Origin of the sequence: Ehrlichia ruminantium, assembly GCF_009728835.1 — a bacterium.
Lineage (GTDB): Bacteria > Pseudomonadota > Alphaproteobacteria > Rickettsiales > Anaplasmataceae > Ehrlichia > Ehrlichia ruminantium_B.
Window position 1 is genome coordinate 901,935 of sequence record NZ_CP033455.1, and the last position, 25,105, is coordinate 927,039.

General features: G+C 30.1%; 21 protein-coding genes. 7 read left to right on the top strand and 14 right to left on the bottom strand.

Features of this window, described 5'->3' with window-relative positions; all coding sequences use genetic code 11:
- Window positions 1–72: 72 nt before the first annotated feature.
- Window positions 73–1,425, bottom strand: coding sequence for a signal recognition particle protein (gene ffh / locus EDL80_RS03035; protein ID WP_158406712.1), 1,353 nt, complete (start codon window positions 1,423–1,425; stop codon window positions 73–75).
- Window positions 1,410–2,990 (bottom strand): proton-conducting transporter membrane subunit, encoded by a 1,581-nt coding sequence (locus EDL80_RS03040; protein ID WP_230957184.1) that lies wholly within the window; start codon window positions 2,988–2,990, stop codon window positions 1,410–1,412. Before EDL80_RS03040 ends, ffh begins: the two co-directional genes overlap by 16 nt.
- 648 nt (window positions 2,991–3,638) lie before the next feature.
- Between EDL80_RS03040 and EDL80_RS03045 the strand changes: the two genes are divergently transcribed.
- Window positions 3,639–4,469: a DUF3023 domain-containing protein gene (locus EDL80_RS03045; RefSeq protein WP_158406714.1), complete on the top strand. Its 831-nt coding sequence runs from the start codon at window positions 3,639–3,641 to the stop codon at window positions 4,467–4,469.
- Between the two features lie 535 nt (window positions 4,470–5,004).
- Window positions 5,005–6,069 carry a DUF3023 domain-containing protein gene (locus EDL80_RS03050; protein WP_158406715.1) on the top strand — a complete coding sequence of 355 codons (1,065 nt, stop codon included), beginning with the start codon at window positions 5,005–5,007 and terminating at the stop codon, window positions 6,067–6,069.
- Between the two features lie 201 nt (window positions 6,070–6,270).
- Here the strand turns inward: EDL80_RS03050 and EDL80_RS03055 are convergent, their stop codons facing one another.
- From EDL80_RS03055 to EDL80_RS03090, 8 genes are all read right to left on the bottom strand, one after another.
- A complete protein-coding gene (locus EDL80_RS03055) occupies window positions 6,271–6,732 on the bottom strand; it encodes a type II toxin-antitoxin system RatA family toxin (RefSeq protein WP_158406716.1) in 462 nt (153 codons plus the stop codon).
- A gap of 244 nt (window positions 6,733–6,976) precedes the next feature.
- Entirely contained in the window at window positions 6,977–8,914 is a 1,938-nt protein-coding gene (gene dnaK / locus EDL80_RS03060) for a molecular chaperone DnaK (protein ID WP_196492731.1), read from the bottom strand.
- Between the two features lie 75 nt (window positions 8,915–8,989).
- Window positions 8,990–10,807, bottom strand: coding sequence for a ribonuclease E/G (locus tag EDL80_RS03065; protein WP_158406718.1), 1,818 nt, complete (start codon window positions 10,805–10,807; stop codon window positions 8,990–8,992).
- 141 nt (window positions 10,808–10,948) lie between these two features.
- Window positions 10,949–11,284, bottom strand: coding sequence for a cation:proton antiporter subunit C (locus tag EDL80_RS03070; RefSeq protein WP_158406719.1), 336 nt, complete (start codon window positions 11,282–11,284; stop codon window positions 10,949–10,951).
- A gap of 85 nt (window positions 11,285–11,369) precedes the next feature.
- A complete protein-coding gene (locus tag EDL80_RS03075; protein ID WP_196492732.1) occupies window positions 11,370–11,789 on the bottom strand; it encodes a Na(+)/H(+) antiporter subunit B in 420 nt (139 codons plus the stop codon).
- On the bottom strand, window positions 11,782–12,324 hold the full coding sequence (locus tag EDL80_RS03080) for a DUF4040 domain-containing protein (RefSeq protein WP_410521730.1): 543 nt from the start codon (window positions 12,322–12,324) through the stop codon (window positions 11,782–11,784). The genes EDL80_RS03075 and EDL80_RS03080 overlap by 8 nt, the downstream gene beginning before the upstream one ends.
- Complete coding sequence (mnhG, locus tag EDL80_RS03085; protein ID WP_158406722.1) at window positions 12,314–12,613, bottom strand: monovalent cation/H(+) antiporter subunit G; 300 nt, start codon at window positions 12,611–12,613, stop codon at window positions 12,314–12,316. The genes EDL80_RS03080 and mnhG overlap by 11 nt, the downstream gene beginning before the upstream one ends.
- Entirely contained in the window at window positions 12,610–12,876 is a 267-nt protein-coding gene (locus EDL80_RS03090) for a monovalent cation/H+ antiporter complex subunit F (RefSeq protein WP_158406723.1), read from the bottom strand. Before EDL80_RS03090 ends, mnhG begins: the two co-directional genes overlap by 4 nt.
- Before the next feature lie 1,144 nt (window positions 12,877–14,020).
- Between EDL80_RS03090 and EDL80_RS03095 the strand changes: the two genes are divergently transcribed.
- The 4 genes from EDL80_RS03095 (at window position 14,021) to EDL80_RS03110 (ending at window position 18,399) form a co-directional block, all read left to right on the top strand.
- Entirely contained in the window at window positions 14,021–14,245 is a 225-nt protein-coding gene (locus EDL80_RS03095; protein ID WP_158406724.1) for a hypothetical protein, read from the top strand.
- Between the two features lie 124 nt (window positions 14,246–14,369).
- Complete coding sequence (locus tag EDL80_RS03100) at window positions 14,370–15,425, top strand: DUF3023 domain-containing protein (RefSeq protein ID WP_158406725.1); 1,056 nt, start codon at window positions 14,370–14,372, stop codon at window positions 15,423–15,425.
- 1,231 nt (window positions 15,426–16,656) lie between these two features.
- Complete coding sequence (locus EDL80_RS03105; RefSeq protein ID WP_158406726.1) at window positions 16,657–17,232, top strand: DUF3023 domain-containing protein; 576 nt, start codon at window positions 16,657–16,659, stop codon at window positions 17,230–17,232.
- Between the two features lie 48 nt (window positions 17,233–17,280).
- The gene (locus EDL80_RS03110; protein WP_158406727.1) at window positions 17,281–18,399 is read left to right on the top strand and encodes a hypothetical protein; all 1,119 of its coding nucleotides are present in this window, start codon (window positions 17,281–17,283) and stop codon (window positions 18,397–18,399) included.
- A gap of 823 nt (window positions 18,400–19,222) precedes the next feature.
- Here the strand turns inward: EDL80_RS03110 and EDL80_RS03115 are convergent.
- From EDL80_RS03115 to EDL80_RS03125, 3 genes are all read right to left on the bottom strand, one after another.
- Window positions 19,223–19,603, bottom strand: coding sequence for a hypothetical protein (locus EDL80_RS03115; protein WP_158406728.1), 381 nt, complete (start codon window positions 19,601–19,603; stop codon window positions 19,223–19,225).
- Window positions 19,604–19,723: 120 nt separating this feature from the next.
- A complete protein-coding gene (gene tkt, locus EDL80_RS03120; RefSeq protein WP_158406729.1) occupies window positions 19,724–21,739 on the bottom strand; it encodes a transketolase in 2,016 nt (671 codons plus the stop codon).
- 62 nt (window positions 21,740–21,801) lie between these two features.
- Complete coding sequence (locus EDL80_RS03125) at window positions 21,802–23,277, bottom strand: carboxypeptidase (protein ID WP_158406730.1); 1,476 nt, start codon at window positions 23,275–23,277, stop codon at window positions 21,802–21,804.
- 729 nt (window positions 23,278–24,006) lie between these two features.
- Between EDL80_RS03125 and EDL80_RS03130 the strand changes: the two genes are divergently transcribed.
- On the top strand, window positions 24,007–24,639 hold the full coding sequence (locus EDL80_RS03130; protein ID WP_158406731.1) for an OmpA family protein: 633 nt from the start codon (window positions 24,007–24,009) through the stop codon (window positions 24,637–24,639).
- Here EDL80_RS03130 and EDL80_RS05125 read toward each other — a convergent pair.
- Complete coding sequence (locus tag EDL80_RS05125; RefSeq protein ID WP_269144130.1) at window positions 24,636–24,761, bottom strand: hypothetical protein; 126 nt, start codon at window positions 24,759–24,761, stop codon at window positions 24,636–24,638. The two genes, EDL80_RS03130 and EDL80_RS05125, sit on opposite strands and share 4 nt — an antisense overlap.
- Window positions 24,762–25,105 lie beyond the last annotated feature (344 nt).

The following is a 25,105-nucleotide window of genomic DNA, read 5'->3' on the forward strand; positions in this document are numbered from 1 at the left end:
CAAATAATAAAAATAGAAAAACTATCTTATATATTTAAAACTCCCAACACCTGTAATTAAAATACACAAATATCACTCATTATTTTTCAATAAATTCATGAAGTCTGCATCTTTAATTTTATTATAGTCAACCTTACTGAATTTATTCATTAAACTACTCATTTGATTAAACTGCTTTATGAGCATATTAATAACATTTATTGGCACACCTGAACCCTTTGAAATTCTAGTTTTACGTGCACCATTTAATATTTTTGGATTTTCCCTTTCCTTCTTTGTCATAGAATTAACAATAGCTATGTACTGTTTCACTCTACTATCATTAGCAATTCCAGAAACTTGACGTTTAACAGCAGATCCAAAATTAGGCATAAACTTTAAAATATTACTAATACCACCCAACTTATTTAAAGCCTTTAACTGCTGAACTAAATCATTTAGGTCAAACTTACCCTTCTGGGCCTTCTTCTGCATCTCATCTATAGCACTTTTACCTACAGCTTCAGTAGCTTTCTCTACTAAAGATACAACATCACCCATGTTTAATATTCTTCTAGCAATTCTATCTGGATAAAAATCATCTAAATCACTCAATTTTTCCCCAGTTGCAAGAAACTTAATAGGAGTACCAGTAGACATCTTCATCGATAAAGCAGCACCACCTCTAGAATCACCATCAATACGGGTTAAAATGATACCTGTAATACCAATATGATCATTAAATGATTTAACTACATTAACAGCATCCTGACCTATCATAGCATCAGCCACCAAAATCACTTCACTTGGAGAAGTAATACTTTTAATAGCCTTTAATTCTTCCATCATCATTTCATCTACATGCAACCTTCCTGCTGTATCAAATATTAAAACATCATAATTACTTTCATTAGCAACCGCTATTGCTCTAGCAGCTATATCAACAGGTTGTTGTTTTTCAATAATAGGTAATGTATCAACCTCTATTTGCTTTCCTAAAATTTCCAATTGGGTTTGAGCAGCAGGACGATATAAATCCAAAGATGCCATTAATACTTCCTTATTGTTATTTTTAAGTCTTAATGCTAACTTTGCTGTAGTCGTAGTTTTACCAACACCTTGAAGTCCTACCATCATAACTACAGCAAAAGGTTTAGCAGAAAGATTTAAATCTTGTTTTTCAACCCCTAATACTTCAATTAAACAATCTTGTATTCTCTTGATTATCATTTGTGTTGGCAACACACCTCTAACTGTAGTTTCACCAACTATTTTATTTCTTATATTCCCAATAAAATCCTTAACTACAGATAATGCAACATCAGCTTCAAGCAAAGCTACCTTAACTTCCTCCATAGCAGCATCAAAGTCTTCAGAAGAAATAATATGTTTACTCTGCATTCTTTGGAGAACTGCAGTTAAGCTACTAGTTAAAGTTTCAAACATAAATACACGCTAACCATAATAACAATAAACAACATAGATAATATTATAGTAAATCCTAAAGATTTAAAACTTGATATGTTTACTACCTTTCCATCAGTTTCACATAACAATAATCTACTATAATTCAATACATGATTTACTATGCTAACAACAATACTGGAAACATACAATAAAAAATCACCGACAAGTAATATAAATCGGACTAGTAAAATCCTATAAAACCAATCTAAATCCATTGTAAAACTTATTCTGCCACTTAACAATGAACGACAACAAATAAATAATATTATACTACCAACCACTATACTACCCTGCAATAGTATATTCAGTTGTTCATGACCTAAACCATAGAGAAGATGGTAATTTCCATATACTCCTAACAGACAGCAAATAAAAGCTAATATAATCATTGATATTTTTGCACCAACATTGTGCTTCATCTTATTAAGAATAAGAGGACCTTTTGCCTGAGATATAAATGTAAACCAGAAAAATTTTAAACCAACGCTAATAAATAACAATGTACTACATACTAAAAACAATTTACTAACTATTACATTAGTCATATCCGTAGTATCGATACTATGACTGATCAGAAACTTAGATACAAAACCAGCTGTACCAGGCAATGCCCCCATATTTAATATAGCAACTACAGAACATATAGCTTCTAATTGCATCTTTTTTAACAATCCACCAATTTCGCTAAGATTAAACTTTTCAGTACTATTTATTACAGACATAGCAACCATAAACAGTAGAGTTTGATATATAATAGACAACACTACTTGACATACAATTATACTACGAACATAAACTCCACTACTATATGAAAAGCCTATGGCAGTAATAACCAAACCCATTTGCCCAACTAAATTATAACAAAGCAAACGCTTAATATTATTTTCTAATATAGAACAGACTATTCCATAAATAGCTGTCGCTATACCTAAAAATAATAAAATTCTTTCTCCTTGAAAAAAAGTCAGTAATGCAAGTGCTGCAACTTTAGTTGTAAAAACAGATAATACTATAATTCCATTATAAGCCGTTGAAGAATATGCATCAGGTACCCAAGATGACATAGGAAAGCATGCACAATTAATTAATATCCCTACTAAAAAAAACAGTTCATAATAACCACTATAATCTATACCAGATAGTTCTAACATATTACCAGATGCACCAATTAGCAACAGAACTCCAGCAAAAAAATGAATATAAGAATAATGTAAAACCTGATGTGCATTCTTGCCATGAGATCCCATAGCAACTATCATAACTGCACTTAACGCCATGATTTCAAATGAGATGACAAATCTCAATAAACTTTCAGCAGAAACAGCTATGATACTACTTAAATAATATAAGAGATACAAAATTGTCTCATGCTTTTTTATTTGTGAAATATATAAAAAAATTAAAGTAATAGCTAAAGAAAATACAAAAAATAATACAGTATTATATAGATTTACATTTGTTCCCATTTGATATAACAGGTCATTTAATGTTATAGAAAATAAGCTAAAGAAACTCATAACTAAGTCAACAACATAATTACTCATAGCCATTTTACTTTAAAATACACGTTATACTAATTATTATACAAACAACAAGTAGTATTATAAATCATATAAAGGAAAATATACTATATAAATACTAAAAGCAATATACAAAAAGATATTGTAAAATTTTTGATGCATGTGTTACATCATACTAAATAAATGGTCATTTATCTTAAATTGCATTTTATAAAAACTAAATTCAATAAAAAGTCTAAGTAAAAATACGATAAATAAATTACCACTTATTAAGAAATAACAGTCTATTAACATAGCAAAAATACGCATATACCATATAAAACTTTTATAAGCTATAACAGGACTTTTTAAGTATAATTACCCATCAATTACAAAATTACACCTATTTTAATTGACATAAATATTTTGTTTCCAAAGCTTTACCATGCAAGAACTCAACGATATTATATTTTCCTTAATCTTTTTACATATCAAATCAATAAATATAAAAAATAACATATAACAATTTGTCAGCCAAATAGTTCAAACTTGACTATTATGCGGTCTTATATCTAAACAACAAACAATATTTTTTTAGAATACTGTCAGTATCATTATATAAATCTTCATACCAATAATACATATTCTATACACAATAACCAGATAATGTGTGTTATTTAATTTGGTAAGTTTATGTTATTTAAACATAACCCTGAAAATACAGAAAAAATACATAATGCCGTCTTAAGCTGCTTACATGAAATAAAAATGTATGTATATGATATTTCCTGTATAGGGAATACACAAAGAAATAGTGTTTTAAATATCATAGTGAGTAAAGATAAAGGACACGACCTGTGCGAGAGAAAAGGCAGATCCTTATTACATATGAAATGTGCCATATCTCCTAAAAGAGTCATGAACACTCCGTCATTAATGAGTCTACTCAAAGCAATTCTTCATAACAGTATTATTCGTGCTATTGTCGATAGTTACATTATTATACCTAATATGGAAATGGAACTTTATATGTTAATAGAAGAACATAACCTTAGTATGCTAACACAGAAATATCTCTCTCCCACTAGAAACATAAGACACATCGGTGAGATTGTATTATGCAAACCTTCCCGTGTAGGCAACGGACTATACAATCTGGACTTAGACTTCGATGAAGAAGCAGCTTTAAAGAAATTTGGTGGATTACATGATGCCAAATTTACAACATTACCTTCACCTTTTGACGCATCACCACAAGCCAGAAAACTTTTTACAAGTACAGATAGTTACAAAAGATTATCAAAAAAATCAGACAAAAATAAAACAAGTAGCACAAATATTACCATGGAAGAAATGACAGAAAACATACAGATAGATTCTATTGAACAAGGTGCATCAGGAGGAACGACAAGCACTACAGAATCACCACAACCTATTCCTACTAGCCTATTATTAGTACAAAACATAAATTATTTCACTAATATTGCACATGAGATAGAACATCTTTGTGACAAATACCCTTAAACACACTCTAATAGTAACAATTGCCTATATTAACACATATCAAGTTTGCAATGATGTTGATTTTCATTACTACTAGTACTCTGGAAACAACACTGCGTACCTCTAATTCCAAAGTTTTATATATACATAACCAACATAACAAACATTTTAAATGAGTGTATATTAAGGATAATAACATATCTCGGATCAATTAAATATAACTAATCTTCCTATCAGATTAATACACAAAGATACATTTCTACATTATGTATAAATAATTTTATGAAACATACGTATAATTGCCATATTTTTTGTAGTAAGTTTAACTACAGTACATATCATCTATACTTAACATTAAAAAGATTACCTAATTTTATAGATCATATTACCCACAACTTATGTAATATCAACTTTAAGTTACAGGATCTACACATAGCACTATATTGTGTAAGATACTTTTCAAGCAAATATATATAATAAAAATAACATAAAATATTTACATGATGCAATTATATTACTATACTCAAGCCAGTGTGAAACCTAATAGAATAAATATATGCTACTTAATAACGATCCAGAGTATACAAAAGACTTACATCAGCGTGTCATAGAAGATTTAAATGACATGAGGAGCAAAATAACTGTATACCGTTTCCGGTGTATAGGAAATACAGACAGTAATGGAAATTTAATTGTTCATAAAAGTAAAAGTAAGGGTCATCGTTGCAATCCAGAAGGTAAGACACTGTTTTACCTGAAATGCACCTTCTCTTCCAAGACAGTAAAGAAACATGAAGCAATAAAAGAATTGTTATCTACATTTGTTTATGATTGGTTCCCAACACCAATTTTTGAGATAGGTGCATATTTTCTAGCAGAAGAACCACATGCACAAAAATTATATGATATTCTAACAAATTCCGGGGTAAAACAACAAGGATCTTGTCATGTCAATTTCGACTTAAGTAGCTTTGGTCAGTTCATTCTATGTAAACCGTTACTTGCAGGCCGTATGGTAAAATGCAGCAAAAACTTTAATGAAGAAGAAGCCTTAAAGACCCTTGGAGGATTAGAAAATGCTATTTTTATAGACATAGACACACATAAAACTGAAGAAAAAGCAACATGTGATGTAGAATTATCAGGTGCACAAGAAGGTGCAGTAGGTGGTGTATCACCCTCTGCACCACCATATCCAGGAATTAATGTATATTCTCATGTACCTACTGGACCATCACTTACACAAGTAGGTAGCGAAGAAGAACACGGCGCAGTAGGCGGCATAACATCCTCTTCTGCACCACTACATAAACCAAAAAGACCAACAAGTCACATATATGCTAATGAGCCTGGTGGATTACCACAAATAGGTACTGGAGAAGGACACGGTACAACAGGTAGCGGGTCAGAACAGCACATATACGATACTATAGGTACCATGAGAAGAGGAACAGGTGAACCACAATCTAGAAAGTGGCTTACAAAGTCATACCTTAAAAAAAAATTTACTGGTATCATTGGTTCTACTGCTACGCAATCACAAACACCACAACAAGATCCTCTCTATGCTGCATCAATACCAGTATTTAGTATAGGAGGGGGGGGGGGAGAAGAGTACTAGGCGCAGCGTAGTTATAGTACATAAAGATGAAGGAGGGGTTAATACAATGCTAGCAAATGTAGTACTTACTGAACATAGTAATGTAGAAGTACACGTTAGAGAGATGACTTGATGTAATTGCTTCATCTATACTTATGATTTTGCCTTTAGCGTCAATGTAAGCGTACAGTAATATTCATTAAGTACTCACCTTTTTTAGAGTTATTTTTGCAATAGGCTAGTTGCCCTGTTTTTAAAAGCAGAAATTATCTTTTTGTATGCATAGTCGCAGGCCAAATTAAAAGCAGATTGCAACATAGGCATTTTAAAAGCACAACTTATATAAAACTGCACTAATGTTTTATTTTCTTCTTGTGGGATAAAAGTCCATTGGTTATACAAAAATTTAAATAAACCTTCTCCTCCTTCAACTTTTATCCATCCTGGTTGATCTACAGTAGGCTGACTAAATGTGATATACGAAGTATATTGACCACTTAACCCTTTAAAACTTGCCAACAAGTCAGCCACTATCATTTTTTCCCTGTACTCTTTTATATATACTGCTCTACACCATGGAAGAAAATCTGGATATTTCTCTACATCTAGCACTATATTAAATAAATCAATAGCGGCAAAACTTAAAATTTCCTCTTCATTTAAATTATACTGATTATTAGACATATCAAGATCTTGTTAGAAAAACAAAAAATCTTACAGGGAGAAACCGCCATTGCCGCATACGCTCTGAATATCCTGAGACTTAAGTTAAGGTGGGCACCGTTTATTAGCTCCCATTAACTAACAGTGACAGTCCCCTAAAGAATCAATCGAGCTCGAGGAATTAACTTAACTTCAACGTACAATACAGAAACTCCCATAAGATCCTAGCATAATACAATGCATCTATCAACTTGTATTAATTAATCTACTTACTATCTTTTTTATCAATCTCTTGATAATCAGAATCCACAACTTTAGATCCATCATCATTTGTTGATGATGTAGATTCTGTATCAGTAGTACTACCTGCTGTAGCACCACTTGTATTAGAGTATAAAGCTTCCCCTAATTTCATGGATACCTTCATCAGATGATCAAGCTTGTTTTGCATATTATCTACATCTTCGATATTATCCTTATTAATACAATCTTTTAGATCTCTGATAGCATTTTCAATATCAAGCTTATCAGCATTGGAAATTTTATCACCATGCTCTTTTAAAGATTTCTCTGTAGAATGTACTAAATTCTCAGCATTATTTTTTACTTCAACAAACTTTTTACGCTTTTCATCTTCTTCAGCCTTACTTTCAGCTTCTTTAATCATGTTTTGAATTTCATCATCAGTCAAACCTCCTGAAGACTGAATTCTAATAGCTTGTTCCTTACCAGAAGCTTTATCTTTTGCTGAAACATGTACTATCCCATTTGCATCTATATCAAACGTGACTTCAATTTGAGGCATACCACGAGGAGCTGGAGGAATACCTTCTAAACTAAACTGGCCTAGCAATTTATTGTCATTTGCCATTTTCCTCTCACCCTGGAATACCTTAATAGTCACCGCAGTTTGACCATCCTCTGCTGTTGAAAATACTTGAGATTTCTTTGTAGGAATCGTAGTATTTCTTTCAATCAATGGAGTAAATACACCACCTAAAGTTTCTATTCCTAAAGATAAAGGAGTTACATCCAATAACAATACATCTCTTACATCTCCAGCAAGAATACCACCTTGTATTGCAGCACCTATAGCAACAACCTCATCTGGATTCACTCCTTTATGCGGTTCCTTTCCAAAAAATTCTTTTACTGTTTGTATTATTTTAGGTACCCTAGTCATACCACCTACTAATACAACTTCATCAATCTTATCTGCAGATATTCCAGCATCTTTCAATGCTTTTTTACACGGTTCAATAGTCCTTTTTACAAGATCACTTACCAAATTCTCAAACGTAGCTCTAGTTAACTTCAAACTTAAATGCTTAGGCCCAGTACTATCACTAGAAAGGAATGGTAAATTTATATCAGTCTCCATACGGCTAGACAATTCTATTTTAGCTTTTTCCGCTGCTTCCTTAATTCTTTGCATTGCCATAGCATCAGAATGTAGCTCAATACCAGTACTTTTCTTAAAATCATCCATTAAATATTCCATAATAGCATGATCAAAGTCTTCACCGCCGAGCATTGTATCACCATTGGTTGATTTAACTTCGAAAACACCATCAGCTATTTCCAGGATTGACACATCAAAAGTACCACCACCTAAATCATATACGGCTATCACTTTCTGTTTGTCACTTTTATTCAATCCATAAGCTAAAGCAGCAGCTGTAGGTTCATTAATTATTCTAATAACATCAAGTCCTGCAATCTTTCCTGCATCCTTTGTTGCTTGACGTTGTGCATCATCAAAATACGCAGGGACTGTAATCACAGCTTTTTCAACTTTACAACCAAGATGTCTTTCTGCTGTTTCTTTCATTTTCTCTAGAATCAGAGCTCCAATTTGACTAGGAGAATAATCTTTATCACGTACTTTTATCCAAGCATCACCATTCTTCGCAGATACTATATCGTAAGATGTTTTAATATCACGTGTATCTTGATACCTACGTCCTATAAGCCTCTTACTAGCATATATAGTATTTTTAGCATTTGTAGTAGCCTGACGTTTTGCTGGATCACCAACCAAAACCTCCGAATCAGTAAACGCAACTATCGAAGGTGTAGTTCTTGCTCCTTCACTATTTTCAATAGCTTTTGCATCACCCCCTTCCATAACTGCAACACAAGAATTTGTCGTACCTAAATCTATACCTATAACAGCCATAAACAGCCCCCTACATAAAATCAAAATCGATATTCACTAGATATAATAACCAATTAGCAAGATTACAACCCTATTTAACATAAGTTCATACAAATTATGTTAGATATGTGAAAATATACGGTTCAACCATCTCTTTATCCATATACCATTAGTAGATTTTTGAATCTCTTCTTTCAAGTCATCAGCCTTAGAAGTTTTATAGTCTACAGTAAAAACATTTACTAGATCCTCATTCTGGCTTATTATATCATCATTTTCAACACTAATACTAAAATCAGATGCACTACCAGAGTTCTGACTTACAGTTAACTTTATTGATACGCTAAATTCTGCTTCAATTTCAGCAATATGCTGACGTTTATTATTAAAAAAATATTCTACCATTTGTCCAGCTACAGAAACACTGATTAACTTATTACGATTCTTATTAGCACAATATTTAATATTTCGTAATATATCACCAGAAGATGATTCTAAAGAACGTACCTTACCAACTCCTTTACAATGCGAACATGGTACTGTATTTGCTTCTAATATACTTTGCTTTACCCTCTGTCTTGATATTTCCATCAATCCAAATGTACTTATATACCCAAATTGAACTTGTGCTTTATCATATTTAAAAGCCTCTTTTATTTCAGATTCCACTGATCTACAATACCTATATTTTAACATATCAATAAAATCTATTACTATTAACCCAGATAAACCACGCAAATTAACTTGTCTAGCAATCTCTTTAACAGCTTCCATATTTGTCTTATAAGCTGTCTCTTCAATACTATCTTCCCCTGTCATTTTACCAGAATTAACATCTATTGATACCAAAGCCTCTGTAGGAGTGATAACCATGTACCCACCAGAAGGGAGACTTACTATATTGCTATACAGCTCACAAATCTGAGCATCAATTTTATAATATGAAAAAATAGGAACACTACCTTTATAAATTCTAAGGCGTACCCTATTCCTAAACATAAATTTAATACATTCTTTAGCCAATTCATATGCATGATTACCTGACACAATAATATCTTGTGTATTTTCATCACAATAATCACGTAACGTTCTTTTTATTATATCCCACTCAATATACAGTAACGAAGGCACAGTAACACTTACATAACTATTTTGTATACTTCGCCAAATTGACTGTAAATAAGATAAATCTTGTTCTATTTCCTTCGGAGTTTTATTAGATCCAGCAGTTCTAATAATTAACCCAGATTTTTTAGGTAATTTAATAGAATTTAAAAAATTTTTTAATGTCCTTCTATCTTCAGCATCATCTATACGACGTGATATTCCACTATTTTTATTACCAGAATTAGGCATGAATATACAATATCTACCAACTAAAGTAATAAATGTTGAAAAAGTAGCCCCTTTATTTCCACGCTCTTCCTTTATAATTTGAACCATTATTTTTTGGTCCAACTTTATTACATCTTGTACTTTATATAACTTATAAAAAGGTAATTTAGGCTTATTATAATTATTTTTCGAGTTCTCCTTCTTTAATAATGCCAACTTGTCTTCAGGCTCAATAATATTTTCGTTTTCATCTTCAGATATACCTATGGCATCTGTAGGTTTTCCATTTTCACTTTTTGTATCAGTATCTTTATATAAAACCTGATACAAAGTTTCCTTTTCTTCCTCAGGAATATTATAATAGTCTAAAGATACCTCAGAAAAAGGTAAAAACCCATGCTTATTTGTCCCATATTCAATAAATACTGCCTGCAAAGATGGCTCTATACGCTTTACTATAGCACAATATACATTACCTTTTAAACATTTCTTACTTTTTGATTCTTGATCAAACTCTACAACCTGACCATCACGTAATACTGCTACTCTAATTTCATCCTGGTATACCCCATCAATTAATATCCTTTTATTATAATTTGACACTAAATTTACACCTAAAACTTACTGAAACTACAGTAGCTAATTATAACAGTATAGATAAGATTTTAAAGATAAAAACACTTTATTATTTTCTTATCGTTTCAACATAAAAAATATATTATCTAAGTAACATATAACTGTTAGTTAATCCCTAATCTTCTTATCACTTATAGAAGAAAATTCTTTATTAATCTTAACAATTATCGATACACCAACTGCTAAAATTGCAACCCCGACAACAATTGCCGTCAACATCAACACACTAGGCAACGGATTAGTATACAACACTGCTTTATCAGTTAGTATTGGTGGAACAGCATCATAAACATAACCTATAGAAATATAAAATAATAAAACAGAAGTCTGAAATATATTTAATCCTATTAGTTTCCTTACAAGATTTTTATTCGCAATAGTAATATACAAACCTATAACCATCAACATTATAGATATAACATAATTAAAGTAACTAAAAATCATATATTAAAATCACATTACAAACCAACATATACATATAGAGTACTACAAATACCTAAAATAGATTAACATATCAACTTATAGATATTCATTCCCCGCACCAAGACACGAAACTAAAATAAAGAGTCAACATAGAACTACATACAGTAATACCTACACCAAACTCTACAAGAAATATTCCTAATTCCTGACCAACAACCGGATTATCAGTCAAGACAGAATAAGACAAAAAATTACCACCAAAAAACATTGATATAATGCCAGTCATTCCATATATCAACACACCAATTCCACTCATTAATCTTACAATATAAGGTGAAATTGCCTTCAATGTGGTACTTACCCCAAACATCATACTGTACATGATAATCGCAGCAGCAACAATCACCCCAGCTTGAAACCCTCCACCTGGACTATAATCACCATGAAATTGAACATATAAACCATACAATACTATTATCGGCACCATAAGAATAGTTATTGTACGTAAAACTGGATCTTTAAGCATTATCACCTCGAGTAAGTAACAAAGACACACCTAATGCAGCTGTAAATATTACTATTGTTTCACCAAAGGTATCATAACCACGAAAACTGGCCAAAATTGCAGTAACGACATTAGGAATCCCCATATAATAAGGAGTATTCTCAATATAATAACGGGCAAGATGATTATTAGCAAAAGATTTAGCATCCCCAAAAAGTGGCAAATCAGGTATTGCATATAATAGACTCAGAAACATTAGCATAGCAATCAACATAGGAAACACCTTAATATTACTATACCTTTTTCCTTCATCCATCTTAAGCAATGACAATGCTGCTAACATAAGTACCGTACTTATACCACTACCTACAGCTGCTTCTGTAATTGCAACATCTGGAGCATCCATTACTAAGTACAATAATGCCATCAAAAAGCTAAATATACTCATCATGACTATGTTAATAGTCAGGTTTTTAAAAAAAACTAGAGAAAAAGTTATTGTCAACAAAAACAAAGATAACACAATATTAATAACAAAAGTAATATTACTCATCATCATTTTCACCTGTTTTTCTATTATGATAAGCAGCACGTACTAATGCATAAGAAGCAGTAGTACTAGTAATCCATAAAAAACAGATTAGTAATAATATCTTAATTGTAAACATAGATAATTCACAACGTAAAGCCACTCCAATTAAAATCAATGCTGCTCCTAAAGAGTCAGTAATACCGGCAGGATGTAATTTTGTATAAAAACTAGGAAATTTCATTACACCTACAACAGAAGTAATAATTAAAAACACACCTATTCCCAAAATTATTACACTTAAATATCCTATCATTTTTTTGTATCTCCAAAAGACCCATAAATGAAAAATTTCATAAAAGCAATAGTAGAAATAAAATTAATACAAGCATACACTAAAGATACATCTATAAATGACAAGGAACCATTTATAGCTCCAATCACTACAATCAAAACTACAGAATATGTTCCAAACAAATTGGCAGCTAGTATTTTATCATATATTGTCTTACCAGAAGCAACATAGATTAACATCATTCCCATACAAAATAATAAAACAAATCCTACAACTACTAACATTGAAATTCACAACAACTATGATAAGACCATTATATATATCAATATTAATAAGACATAAATAATTAAATTAGAGTAACTATAGTTTTTAATATAAAATTTCTATACCAATCATAATAAAATTATAGAAAAATCAAAATTACTTTTTTTATTCTTTATACCAATTAAGTCATTATAATAAAATTTATTACAACAGAAGACTAAACTCATTCATAACACGTGCTTATATATCAAGAATAATAAAAAGATAATGCACAACATAATTTAAGCATTACATATTATCATACAACAACTATTCACAATTTATTTCAGCATATTTCTAAAACATTTAATTCTATATTTTCTGTAATATCCTCTAAAAAATGCTTTATTTATAAGCTTAATTACATGTATTTTAATACATAACTAACCTAAGTATAAGTATTGATCAGCAGATATTTAACTGATATTCTAAATAAAAATGCCTTATACATACGTATTATCAGCTTAATTATACATTGTATAATTAAGTTATTATGTTATCAGTATAATAATGTACATAAATATACGTTCAAATACGCTCAAAAAAGTATAACTAGTAAATTATACATACTATAATCTGACACAAACTCAAATCTTCACAATCTACCAAGAGTATGCCATCTTGTATAAAAATTTCAACAATACCTAAAGAAATGTCAAATATGTTATATTATAAGATTACTTAGAGCCGTATATACACTAATCATAAAAAATTATGAATAAAACTAATCCTTTCTATTACTTTGTACTTTTAATGAATACCATGCATATCCAATTCCACTTAATTAAGTAAAAAACATATTAATTACTAATAAGTAATCTAAAACATTTTCACAAATTTCACATATAAGTAAACGTTAGATTAAATCTTTATCGATAAAAAAATCAAACAAATTATTTATTATACATAGTTATACATAGAAAAACCTGGCTATATTTTTAATATATACTTATAATATCATTAGACAAAACAAGTTCTAATTAAAATACAAAAAACCTCCTGAGATTATTAACTATATCAATTTAATACACTACAGCCCTAAATATTAATGAGCTATATTTATCCACTATAATAACAATAATCAATATATAATATTTTTGCTGAACATTTATATACACAATTTATATGGTGTATAGGAGATACAGTTCAAGCTTTAAGCAGTTAAATTACGCTCGTGCTTTCATAGGGGCTCATTTAGGATTCTCTCCATTGAGTGCAATGAAATATTTAGGTGGATATGCTGCTGGCAAAATGTTAGGTAATAGAAGTGGTGGATTAATTCATAATATGATCCAGGATCGTAAAGCAGCACTGGATAGTTTAAAGGCTCATATGTTAGGTTCTCAATAAATATTAATAAATGTACAATTCTTGATTGAATATTAATATATGGTATACAAAATTTAATAAATATTGACATTTAATAAAATATAAATAGCATTAAACCAATAGTGTGCTTAATTTCAATAAAACCATGATATTTAGAAACCGTGCCCAGCGTACAGAATCCATACATAGAAGTGTTACACGTAATCTAGACAGAATAGACAGAATATATGTAAAAAGTTGCCAATGTATAGGAAATACAATAAATGGCAGAGACCTAGAGATTTGGATAAACCCAGATAACAGAACAACTAATTTATGTGACCCAATAGGTACATCTCTATTCCGTATGGAATGTACTATACCTACTTATATGCTGAATTATCCTAAAAATCAGCCTCTAAAAATGTTGTCATTAGAATTGTTCAATTCTATAGGATATATTTCAGTTCTTCCTACAGCAATGCAAATGTCCTTAAAAATAGATGCATACTTTGTTGTACCAGCAGAGGAAAGAAGTAAATTTTGCAATATCATGCAACCTTTCTTTAGCAAACGAGCTGCAGACATTTTACCCATTTTTTACATTGGCAAAATGGGAACCTTTGCTTTATGTAGACCAAGATTTATATACGGTGTTCCATTAGATTCACAGATACCATTTAACGAATTTAAAGCATTAAGTACTCTAGGGGGCTTAGAAGATGCTGTTTTTCATATTCCACCCCTGACCCCTCAAGAAGGACCAGCATATGACATAGAATTTACTGAAGAATGTGTAGTAGGTGATATAAAGCTTCAAAAAAAAGATTCAGCAATTAAAATAGAACCTACTAAAAAAGGCATAATAAGTAAAATAGAATTTACTACAAAAGATAAAGTAGGTGCAATAGGGTCTAGAACAAAAGATCCAGTAAATAGTAAAGAACCTACAGAAGAAAAGACAGTAGATAACATAGAATACCGTAAAAAAAGTGCGGTAAAGAAAAAAATTACAACAAAAGAAAATATTATAGCACAAAACACAAGGTACTTTTCTGTAGATTACACAGGTAATTACAAAATAAAATACGACTCAGTACGCAAGTGTTATGCAGTTGACACTTTACCAACAGACCCTATATACCCAGATAGTGAAATTGAGGATGATGTATTTACTGAGGAGCATACTAATACAGGTCATAGTCATCAACATCATAAGTAAATACTTCACTATTAAAAGTAAATAAATACTAATATCTTTAATCTAGCAGGTCCTATAAAACTAGTATATACCACTCATATAATACAAACATATAAGTTAAATTATACCCAGTCGATAAAAGTTTGTTATAATTAAATTTATTGCTATACTAGACATTTATTTTTTATAGTAATTGTTTTTATATAACTACTACAATAACCTATTGTGAGCCACTTAGTAAATTTCATATATCAGATCTCTCGTAGTAATTAAAAACAAAAAAGTTTATAAATTACCAAATGATTATAATGATCATAATAATAACTCCAATTTTTCATATACATTCATAAGCACTTCTACAAACTAATAACTTTTGTACTTGATAAAACCTTATGATTAAAAATCTATAATTAATATATACAACACTTATTGAATACATCCAAAAACATAAACAAAACTACCTTAGCCAATAATATAATTAATATAAAACCACATAATTTCTCATTAAATATTTTGAATCATCACATATTATTCAGAACACCTAGTTAGACTTAACAATTTTCAGATTGATATAATATTCTATTTCCAATAGATTATGCTTGTAGTAATAGCATACATATAATAAATACAGCATGATACAAGAAAAGGTTAATATAATAGTTGAAACATATTATAGAAACACAAAAACACACACCTTTTGATTAACAGAATAAAGCACATTATCATAGCTTACAACATTAATAGCTCACTCAACACTTTATTAAAATTAGAACAAGCTCTTTTTGAACATTACTTTAATTTACATACCAAGTTTTTTCCAAAGCAAAACAATTTATATAGCAAACTTTATAAATATAATAGCTGTTATATTTAATAACTTTATATCATGCATGTTCTCATTATAAATAAGAGATATACACTTCATGTTTTCGCACAAAACATATATTTGCTCCTATTTTTGCAATATCAAGCTCAAATACTATTTCCCACTCAATATATTATACTAAAAACATATAATTATCATCTCTATTAAATGCCTAGTTGATTAATAAAAATATTTAATATCCTGTATATCATACCAACTTGTATATTGTAGACATAAATTACTATACTATAGTCATTCCCATATTAAAACTACACACATACTTTCACTAAATAGTTGTATATCATAACAAACAATTAAAAAATTAGTTGCAAATATAAATTATATAAATAATATAGAATACAGTGTGTGTTATTTAATGAAAAAGTTATGTTACTAAAAAATGGCCAAAAAGTTACTCAATCTCTACATGAACAAGTTCTAAATGAGTTAAGCAGTTTAGATATAATACATATAAAATCCTGCTATTGTATGGGGAATACAGATAATAGGGGAATTCTTAATATTGCAATCAATAAAGATAAAACTTATGATTTATACACTCCAAAAAGCACCTCCTTATTTTATGTAACAGCCCTTTTAACTACCAATCAAATTAAAAATAATCCCGGAATAAATCAGTTATTCAGGAATACAGTAAGCAACTTTATCTTACCTCAAGATAAATTGGTAGTAGGTATATATCTACTATCACAGGATAATCAGTTAGAAAACGTTAATACCTTTTTGAAAAATAATGGCTACTTTCCATCAGGAGAAGTTAATGGTACAGACCCTACAAAAAGTAAAACTGTATATAATATTAATCAATGTGGGAAGATTGTTGGATGTACACCATTAAGTTCTCCAAACATATTTCATAGAAATCCTAGAGGATATGTTAATGAAGAATGTTTTTTGCGGCATTATGCAAGCTTAACATATGCTAAATTTACAGAGGTATAAGCTAAACCAACAATACACCCAATATCATCCACTCCAAGTACACCTACCATGGCTATGAAAAAAATCAAAAAACATGTTCATCAACAAGGTATAATAAAAGATACAACAAGTATTAGTACCGCAACAACACTTATGACTAAATCAGGACTAGATAATGAGCATCAATTTGGTGTTATAAAATTAAGTGATGCTCTACAAAAATTACTTAAATCTGACGAGGATTTCAAAAACAGACATAAAAGTTCAAATGTATGTATTAAGTTTACATCATATAAACCATCACTTGAAGACAAACACCTTGATTTATCACCCTTAATGGAACAACTTTTGGGATTAGAGTCACAATTAGATACTCTTGATAAAAAAACAAAAACACGTCCTAGAACAGCTGCTTCTACAAGCCAGTACCTATTCTCACATAAAGGTTATGATCCATTACAAGAAGAAGAACCCCATGGTGCATCAGGTGGCACAGATCCTACAAAACCTATCAAACCATCTATAAAGTCTCAATCTCTGTTAAGATCATTATCACTTCGCCACAAAGATCGTCGTATATTACAAGAAGAAGAGGAAGAAGACGAAGAACTTCGTGGGGCATCAGGTGGTGCAGATCCTACAAAACCTATCAAAGGTAAGTTTGTCATACCACAAGTTTCAATAACAAAACTGACATCTCCTAAAAAGAAGAGTTATGGTACGGGTCAACCACAAGAATCTCAACTTCATGGTATATCTAATCTGGGCTATGATGAAGGTGCATCAGGTGGCACAGATCCTACAAAACCTATCAAACCATCTATAAAGTCTCAATCTCTGTTAAGATCATTATCACTTCGCCACAAAGATCGTCGTATATTACAAGAAGAAGAGGAAGAAGACGAAGAACTTCGTGGGGCATCAGGTGGTGCAGATCCTACAAAACCTATCAAAGGTAAGTTTGTCATACCACAAGTTTCAATAACAAAACTGACATCTCCTAAAAAGAAGAGTTATGGTACGGGTCAACCACAAGAATCTCAACTTCATGGTATATCTAATCTGGGCTATGGTAATACAATACCATCAACTAACATTGTAATAACAGGTTACAAAACACTTGTTCATGACTCACTACTAGAAGAAACCAGCATGCATGGTTCCCCACAATCGTCAAGAAGGTGTTAACATCATTTGCACTACGATTGATCTATTATTAATTAATAAGAATCTATTGTAGTGCATTTGATTTTTTGGTTCATATTTTCTAGCATCTTGTAACATTTAGCATATAAGATCATTTTAAGTCTTTCAACTAAGTTAGCCTAAGAATAGTAGGCTTATTTTATAATACAAACAACCCACTCAATTTTAGTATTGTGAAACTTTCACCTTATAGTGATATATATCAAAATTAAGCTTTTTCAAAAAGTCTAAAGGCATTATAAATATATACATAAAACTTATTTTAAAGTTAATATTATGGCTTTATGTAAATTAAAATGACAAAAAGTTAAAATTCTCATCAGAATTATCAAATACCATTGTTATATCAAAGCTCTCAGTATTAATTACACATCATCCTATATGAAACTCACTATGTTTTGCATCACTCTACAAAATAACAAACTTAATAAAATACGCAATTACTTGAGATAACACAGTACTAATATGAAATACACACAATTACTATAAATCCGATAAGAATAAAAAAGATATAATACTTTTTGACTAAAAACTGAATTTAATGGTATAAACCAACAACTGTAACTTTTAAACAAATATGAAAAACATATACATACTATACATTCTTGATGAAAAAAATTTTTGTGACAAAAATAGTATAAATTTAAGAAATTTGATAGCACACATTTAAGATTAAAGTGACAATATAATCAAGAGGTAGTAATTCTATAACAATATAGGAAATAAAATAAGCAAGTGCAAACTTATAACCCAAAAAAATTTTTACTAAAACATATGAGACAAGAATAAGTAATATTGACTTGCTTCATCTAAAATCTAATAGTAAAAAATAATATAAACTATACAAATTCAGCACATAACAAAAAAAATTATACAAAATCGTAGATGGTGTGCCAGATTTTGTAGGATCTGCTCTACCTGATGCACCTTCATCATAGCTCAGATTAGTTATACCATGAAATTGAGGTTTTTGTGGTTGACCCGTACCATAACTCTTCTTTTTAGGAGATGTCAGTTTTGTTATTGAAACTTGTGGTATGGCAAACTTACCTTTGGTAGGTTTTGTAGGATCTGCTCTACCTGATGCACCACGAAGTTCTTCCTCTTCTTCTTGTAATATACTATGATCTTTGTGGCGAAATGATAACGACCTTGACAGAGGTTTACGCTTTAATGAACTTAACAATAAGCCCTATAAAAATGTTCCCTATAAGGAATATGTAAAAAACAATACTAACTATACAAAACTAGCTTCATTTTGATATAACTATTATCTTATCATTAATTACAATAAAACTTGTAACAGTTATTCTACAGTAATATTACTTTTATAATCATTGTTAATTCGCAGCTTATTTAATATTTTATCCACCAGGTTTTCCGGAGTAATCTTAAAATATTTATATAAATCCTTAAATGGAGCTGACATACCAAAATCTTCTAAGCCTACAAAAATTCCATCTTCTCCTATATATTTATACCAACCAAATGAACTAGCAGCCTCTACAGCTGCCTTTATACTTTTATTATTTAATAAATCCATAATATATTTCTTATCTTGTTTATAAAATAATTCCCAACAAGGCACAGAAATTACTCTAACACCTAACCCTTTACTTATTAAAATATCACTTGCTCTTAATGCAATTTCAATCTCAGATCCAGTGGCAAAAATTGTCACATCCAAATCATTCTTATATTCACGAATAATATATGCACCTTTACTAGACATATTATCTGCAATATAAGTATTACGAACACATCCAACATTTTGCCTAGACAATATAAGAACAGATGGAGCATCTGTTAATTTTAAAGCTATCTCCCAACATTCTAATACTTCTATAGCATCAGCTGGCCTAAAAACATATAAATTAGGAATTAACCTTAAGGAAGATAAATGTTCAACAGGCTGATGAGTCGGACCATCTTCTCCAACCCCAATTGAATCATGTGTCATAATATAAATAACTTGCTTTCTCATTAATGCAGATAACCTTATAGCCGGCCTACAATAATCAGAAAAAATTAAAAATGTACCACCATATGGAATTATTCCCTTATGTAATGCCATACCATTCATACATGCTGCCATAGCATGTTCCCTTACCCCATAATGTAAATAAGAACCAGAAAAACTATCCTTATTAATTACTGATGCAGCTTTCGGTTTAGTGTTATTAGAAACACTAAGATCAGCAGAACCACCTATTAACTTACTAGTATTGTTCATGATCACTTCCAATATTCTACCGGAAGATTTACGTGTTGCCTCATTTAAATTTAAAGTAGATAATTCCTCTTTTAAAGCAGCTAAACTTGAAAATACAGCATCAGATACACCATCAGACATTACATCAACAAAATCTTGTGATACTTTACTATATTGTTCAACACGCTCCACCCATAATTTATATTCTTCTTCCGATTTATGAGCAACATCTCTCCATAATTGCAATATCTCTTCTGGTATTTCAAATGGTTTATAACTCCATCCTAACCCTTGCTTCATTAAAGCAATATCCTCTGAACTAACTGGCCAACTATGCACATCACAAGTACTTTCTTTTAAAGGAATAGTTTTCCCAATAATAGTTCTACAACAAATTAAAGACGGCTTACTGGAATTTTTAGCATTCGCAATTGACGACTCAATCTGATCAAAATCATGCCCATCTATCTCACAAACATCCCATCCATAAGACAAAAACCTAGCTTTAACATCATCAGAAATAGATAATGATACAGGACCATCAATAGAAATATTATTATTATCAAATAATACTATCAACTTTCCTAACTGTAAATGCCCAGCTAAAGATGCAGCTTCATGGCTAATCCCCTCCATAAGACATCCATCTCCAACCATAACATAAGTATTATGAGATACAATATCAGTTCCAAATCTTTCAGACAACACCTTTTCTGCTATTGCCATACCTACAGCAGAAGCTAATCCTTGACCTAGCGGACCAGTTGTAGCATCAACTCCAGGAGTACACCCATACTCTGGATGACCAGGAGTTAAAGAATGTATTTGTCTAAACTTTTTTATTTCCTCTATATCTAAACATCCAAAAAAATACAATATAGAATACAATAACATTGAACCATGTCCATTTGAGAGAACAAATCTATCCCTATCAAACCAATCAGGATCCTTAGGATTAAATTTCAGAAACTTAGCAAATAGCATAGTCCCTACATCTGCCATACCAAGAGGCATACCTGGATGTCCAGAAGCAGCTTTTTGTATAGCATCTATTGAAAGTACTCTTACAGCATTAGCCATGGCAACCATATTGTTATACTTTTGACTCATATGCTTATCCTATCAATTTTCAAATAACCCATACATAAATGTAATAACACATCTTGCAATTATTATACTTTTAAATATTTATCTACTAAGTAATTCTTATAAAAACTAACATTTAGTTTTTGTCCACTAATTTTCTTTAAAAAATCTGTACTATTATATTTAGCACCATAATGACATATATTTTTATTTACCCAAGAAAGAAATAATGAAAAATCACCTTTTTCTACTTCTAACAAAATCTGAGGTTGATCCTTCTGCATCATACTGAACATCTGTGATGCAATAACAAGAGATATTATACTACACGGGACATGTCCAAATATCCCATTTACCCAACAATCGTCTTGCAAGAACCCCTCAAAATCATTATCTGGTGTAATATTGAAATAATGTTTCATACCTTGAATCCAGGCATCTGGTAAATCCTGCACTTGCAATGTATCATTTATCATTTCCTTTTCTAGAGTATACCGTAACATAATATGAGCTAACAAAGTTACCTCATCAGACTTGTGCATAAACAAACTTGGTTGAACTTGATTAAAATAAGACTGAACATTCTCATAGTATCCTACTCTTCCCCTAAGAGAAAACTGTTTTTTTAACTTAGGAGCAATAAAACTTATAAATTCTTTACTCATCATTAAATGTTCTGATATCAGAAAGCTTAAAACCCCAGGTATGATACTACTCATATTCCAACATATAGGCTGATTATACCATTTAACAGGTAGGTTTAAGATACACAAAGTATAACCTACTCTTTTTAATAAAGATTTCAAACCAACTTTATAATTATTCTTATCATAATTAATAGAAAAACCAACATTTTCTCTAAGTAAATATTTATTACTCTCAAATTTTTGACAATCAATATTTACATTATCATGTGTAATACCAAAATATGACAAACAATCATACCCTAAATTAACCTGTTTATTTTCATCAATATCTTTTGGATAATAAATTTTAACCTGTTTTTGCTTGTTACTCACTTCAGTCATAAACTGACGAAAAAAAGCTCCAATCTCAGTAAATATACCATCTATTTTCTTGGTATTTAATTTGCAATCCTGTGCTCCTAAGATCACATCATATTTAGAAATTTTCAAATTCTCAGCTTTAATAACTGTAATTTCACTTACTAATCTTATAACTTCAGATAATAAACTTATTACATCTTGTATTGAAACATCACCCTGATGAAAAGACAACCAACAATTCTGACATTTTATTCGTGCTTTAAAAAGTTCTACAATCAATTCCAAAGGAACCATATTACTATTTTTATATATCATTTCTATATGATTCAAATTAGCAAGTTCCCATTCATTTAGTTTTGCTTTATTGGCAAGAGAATATTGTATCATTTCGTTAACCATATCACTAGTTATCATCTCATGCCTAATTTCCTCAAGTGTACAAATATGCTCTATTTTCTCATCAACACTACTTTTACTTGTCTTTAAAACATTAATAACAGAATTAATATGTCCTACCTTCTCAAAAACTTCTTCTAAAAATTTATAATATTTCATATCTATAATACACCATGGGTTAAATTCACTCTAGATCAATAAAAAATTAATTAAATAATATCAATAGACATGTAAGACCTTTCTAAAAAATATACTAAGCACATATCAAGTACCTAGATTATATCACATCAAAAGATATATTAACAATAAAAGTCATCTAATATCCAAAATCACTACAGATTTCCACTGAATAATAGAATGATATAATTACATAAAATATACACAACCCCACTTTGATTAGCATAATACTCCAAAATTCTTGATTATTTTATAGAAGCTACTGAGATCTATTAATCGAATGAATAATACCAGTCCTAAAAAAATAAGAACTCATCTAATGATTTTACTTAATACTATTTTACCTACCAATACTCCTTATACAGCAACAAACTTACTATACAATTTACACCTAATTAGTAAAAATAAGCTATCTATTATATATAAAAATTATCAGAAATTAAGTGCTTTTTTCTTTGTTATCATAAATATTCAAAATATCTCACTTTATCTTTCATAAGACAAGCCCATTAAATTTTTAGAATCATCATAAAACTTCATGATCATACTTAAGACTTTATATATATCGTATTACATATAACACAGCACTATAGGCTAAATAACTTTTTACAAGGATAACTCTGTTTAAAGATACTTTCATTTTTCTCTTGACTTAAAGCAATTTTACGCAATGATCATGATTAATTTTGTTTCAATAACAGTTGAGGCCCTATGCGATATCAGTTAATAGTTATAAATTTGATATTATTATGCCTAACCCTAAGTGGTTGCCATTTTAACAGTAAACACGTCCCATTAGTCAATGCTCACAACCTATTTTCCAATATAAAAGCTATTGACAAAGTATACTTCGATCTCGACAAAGCAATAATAAAAGATTCAGATAAAGTACTACTTGAAAAGTTAGTACAAAAAGCACAAAATGATCCTACAGCTGACATTATTATTGTTGGACACACTGATGCTAGAGGTACAGATGAGTACAATTTAGCATTAGGAGAAGAGAGAGCAAATGCTGTAAAAGATTTCATCATAAGTTGTGATAAATCTCTAGAAAGTAGAATTACCGTTAGGTCAAAAGGAAAGTCTGAACCAGCAATTTTGGTATATTCTAATAACCCAAAAGAAGCTGAAGATGCACATGCTAAAAACCGCAGAGTAGTTATCACACTTGTAAATCACAATGCATCTACAAGTAATGACAAAGAGTCTGCTACAGCTACACCTTTTAATGAAGAAGCTCATGCCATAAGTAATCAAGAACAAGAAAGTACAGCAAATACAAAAGTAAAAGATACTGGTAATATCAATACTCAAAAACAAAACAAGCAACCACTAAACTAAGATTTAGTGATACATCCCTCTACAAATAGGAGTATTCCATTGTAGAGGGGTGTTCCTTTCTGTCCTATAGGTAATTTTACTATTATTATAGCCATCAGTATGGCAATCCACGTACGTGACATATCATACTTAAACTTAGCACACAATAATGTATTAAATATAAAATAAGGTATTTAAATGATCCACCATATTTCTAGAATACACATTTAGAACATTAATAAAATCTCAAAATATTACAGGCTACATATCTTAGTAACAAATTACTACTCTGATTAGTACTACAATAAAAATTTCAGTACATAATGTATTTTTTATCCCATTAGTTATTAATTTAAACAAATATGACATTTTTAAATAAAAATAATAAAATACCATTTCATTTTTACATATTATTATAGAATAATATTTCCTCTGTATTCATCACCATTCAGTTTAATATACGTAATATATTTTAAGTAAATTAATT

Bases quoted from the DNA above. Each gene is read 5' to 3' on its own strand.
- ffh (WP_158406712.1), bottom strand. From the start codon at position 1,425: ATGTTTGAAACTTTAACTAGTAGCTTAACTGCAGTTCTCCAAAGAATG.
- EDL80_RS03040 (WP_230957184.1), bottom strand. From the start codon at position 2,990: ATGAGTAATTATGTTGTTGACTTAGTTATGAGTTTCTTTAGCTTATTT.
- EDL80_RS03045 (WP_158406714.1), top strand. From the start codon at position 3,639: ATGTTATTTAAACATAACCCTGAAAATACAGAAAAAATACATAATGCC.
- EDL80_RS03050 (WP_158406715.1), top strand. From the start codon at position 5,005: ATGCTACTTAATAACGATCCAGAGTATACAAAAGACTTACATCAGCGT.
- EDL80_RS03055 (WP_158406716.1), bottom strand. From the start codon at position 6,732: ATGTCTAATAATCAGTATAATTTAAATGAAGAGGAAATTTTAAGTTTT.
- EDL80_RS03070 (WP_158406719.1), bottom strand. From the start codon at position 11,284: ATGATTTTTAGTTACTTTAATTATGTTATATCTATAATGTTGATGGTT.
- EDL80_RS03075 (WP_196492732.1), bottom strand. From the start codon at position 11,789: ATGCTTAAAGATCCAGTTTTACGTACAATAACTATTCTTATGGTGCCG.
- EDL80_RS03080 (WP_410521730.1), bottom strand. From the start codon at position 12,324: ATGATGAGTAATATTACTTTTGTTATTAATATTGTGTTATCTTTGTTT.
- mnhG (WP_158406722.1), bottom strand. From the start codon at position 12,613: ATGATAGGATATTTAAGTGTAATAATTTTGGGAATAGGTGTGTTTTTA.
- EDL80_RS03090 (WP_158406723.1), bottom strand. From the start codon at position 12,876: ATGTTAGTAGTTGTAGGATTTGTTTTATTATTTTGTATGGGAATGATG.
- EDL80_RS03095 (WP_158406724.1), top strand. From the start codon at position 14,021: ATGGTGTATAGGAGATACAGTTCAAGCTTTAAGCAGTTAAATTACGCT.
- EDL80_RS03100 (WP_158406725.1), top strand. From the start codon at position 14,370: ATGATATTTAGAAACCGTGCCCAGCGTACAGAATCCATACATAGAAGT.
- EDL80_RS03105 (WP_158406726.1), top strand. From the start codon at position 16,657: ATGTTACTAAAAAATGGCCAAAAAGTTACTCAATCTCTACATGAACAA.
- EDL80_RS03110 (WP_158406727.1), top strand. From the start codon at position 17,281: ATGGCTATGAAAAAAATCAAAAAACATGTTCATCAACAAGGTATAATA.
- tkt (WP_158406729.1), bottom strand. From the start codon at position 21,739: ATGAGTCAAAAGTATAACAATATGGTTGCCATGGCTAATGCTGTAAGA.
- EDL80_RS03125 (WP_158406730.1), bottom strand. From the start codon at position 23,277: ATGAAATATTATAAATTTTTAGAAGAAGTTTTTGAGAAGGTAGGACAT.
- EDL80_RS03130 (WP_158406731.1), top strand. From the start codon at position 24,007: ATGCGATATCAGTTAATAGTTATAAATTTGATATTATTATGCCTAACC.
- EDL80_RS05125 (WP_269144130.1), bottom strand. From the start codon at position 24,761: ATGTCACGTACGTGGATTGCCATACTGATGGCTATAATAATAGTAAAA.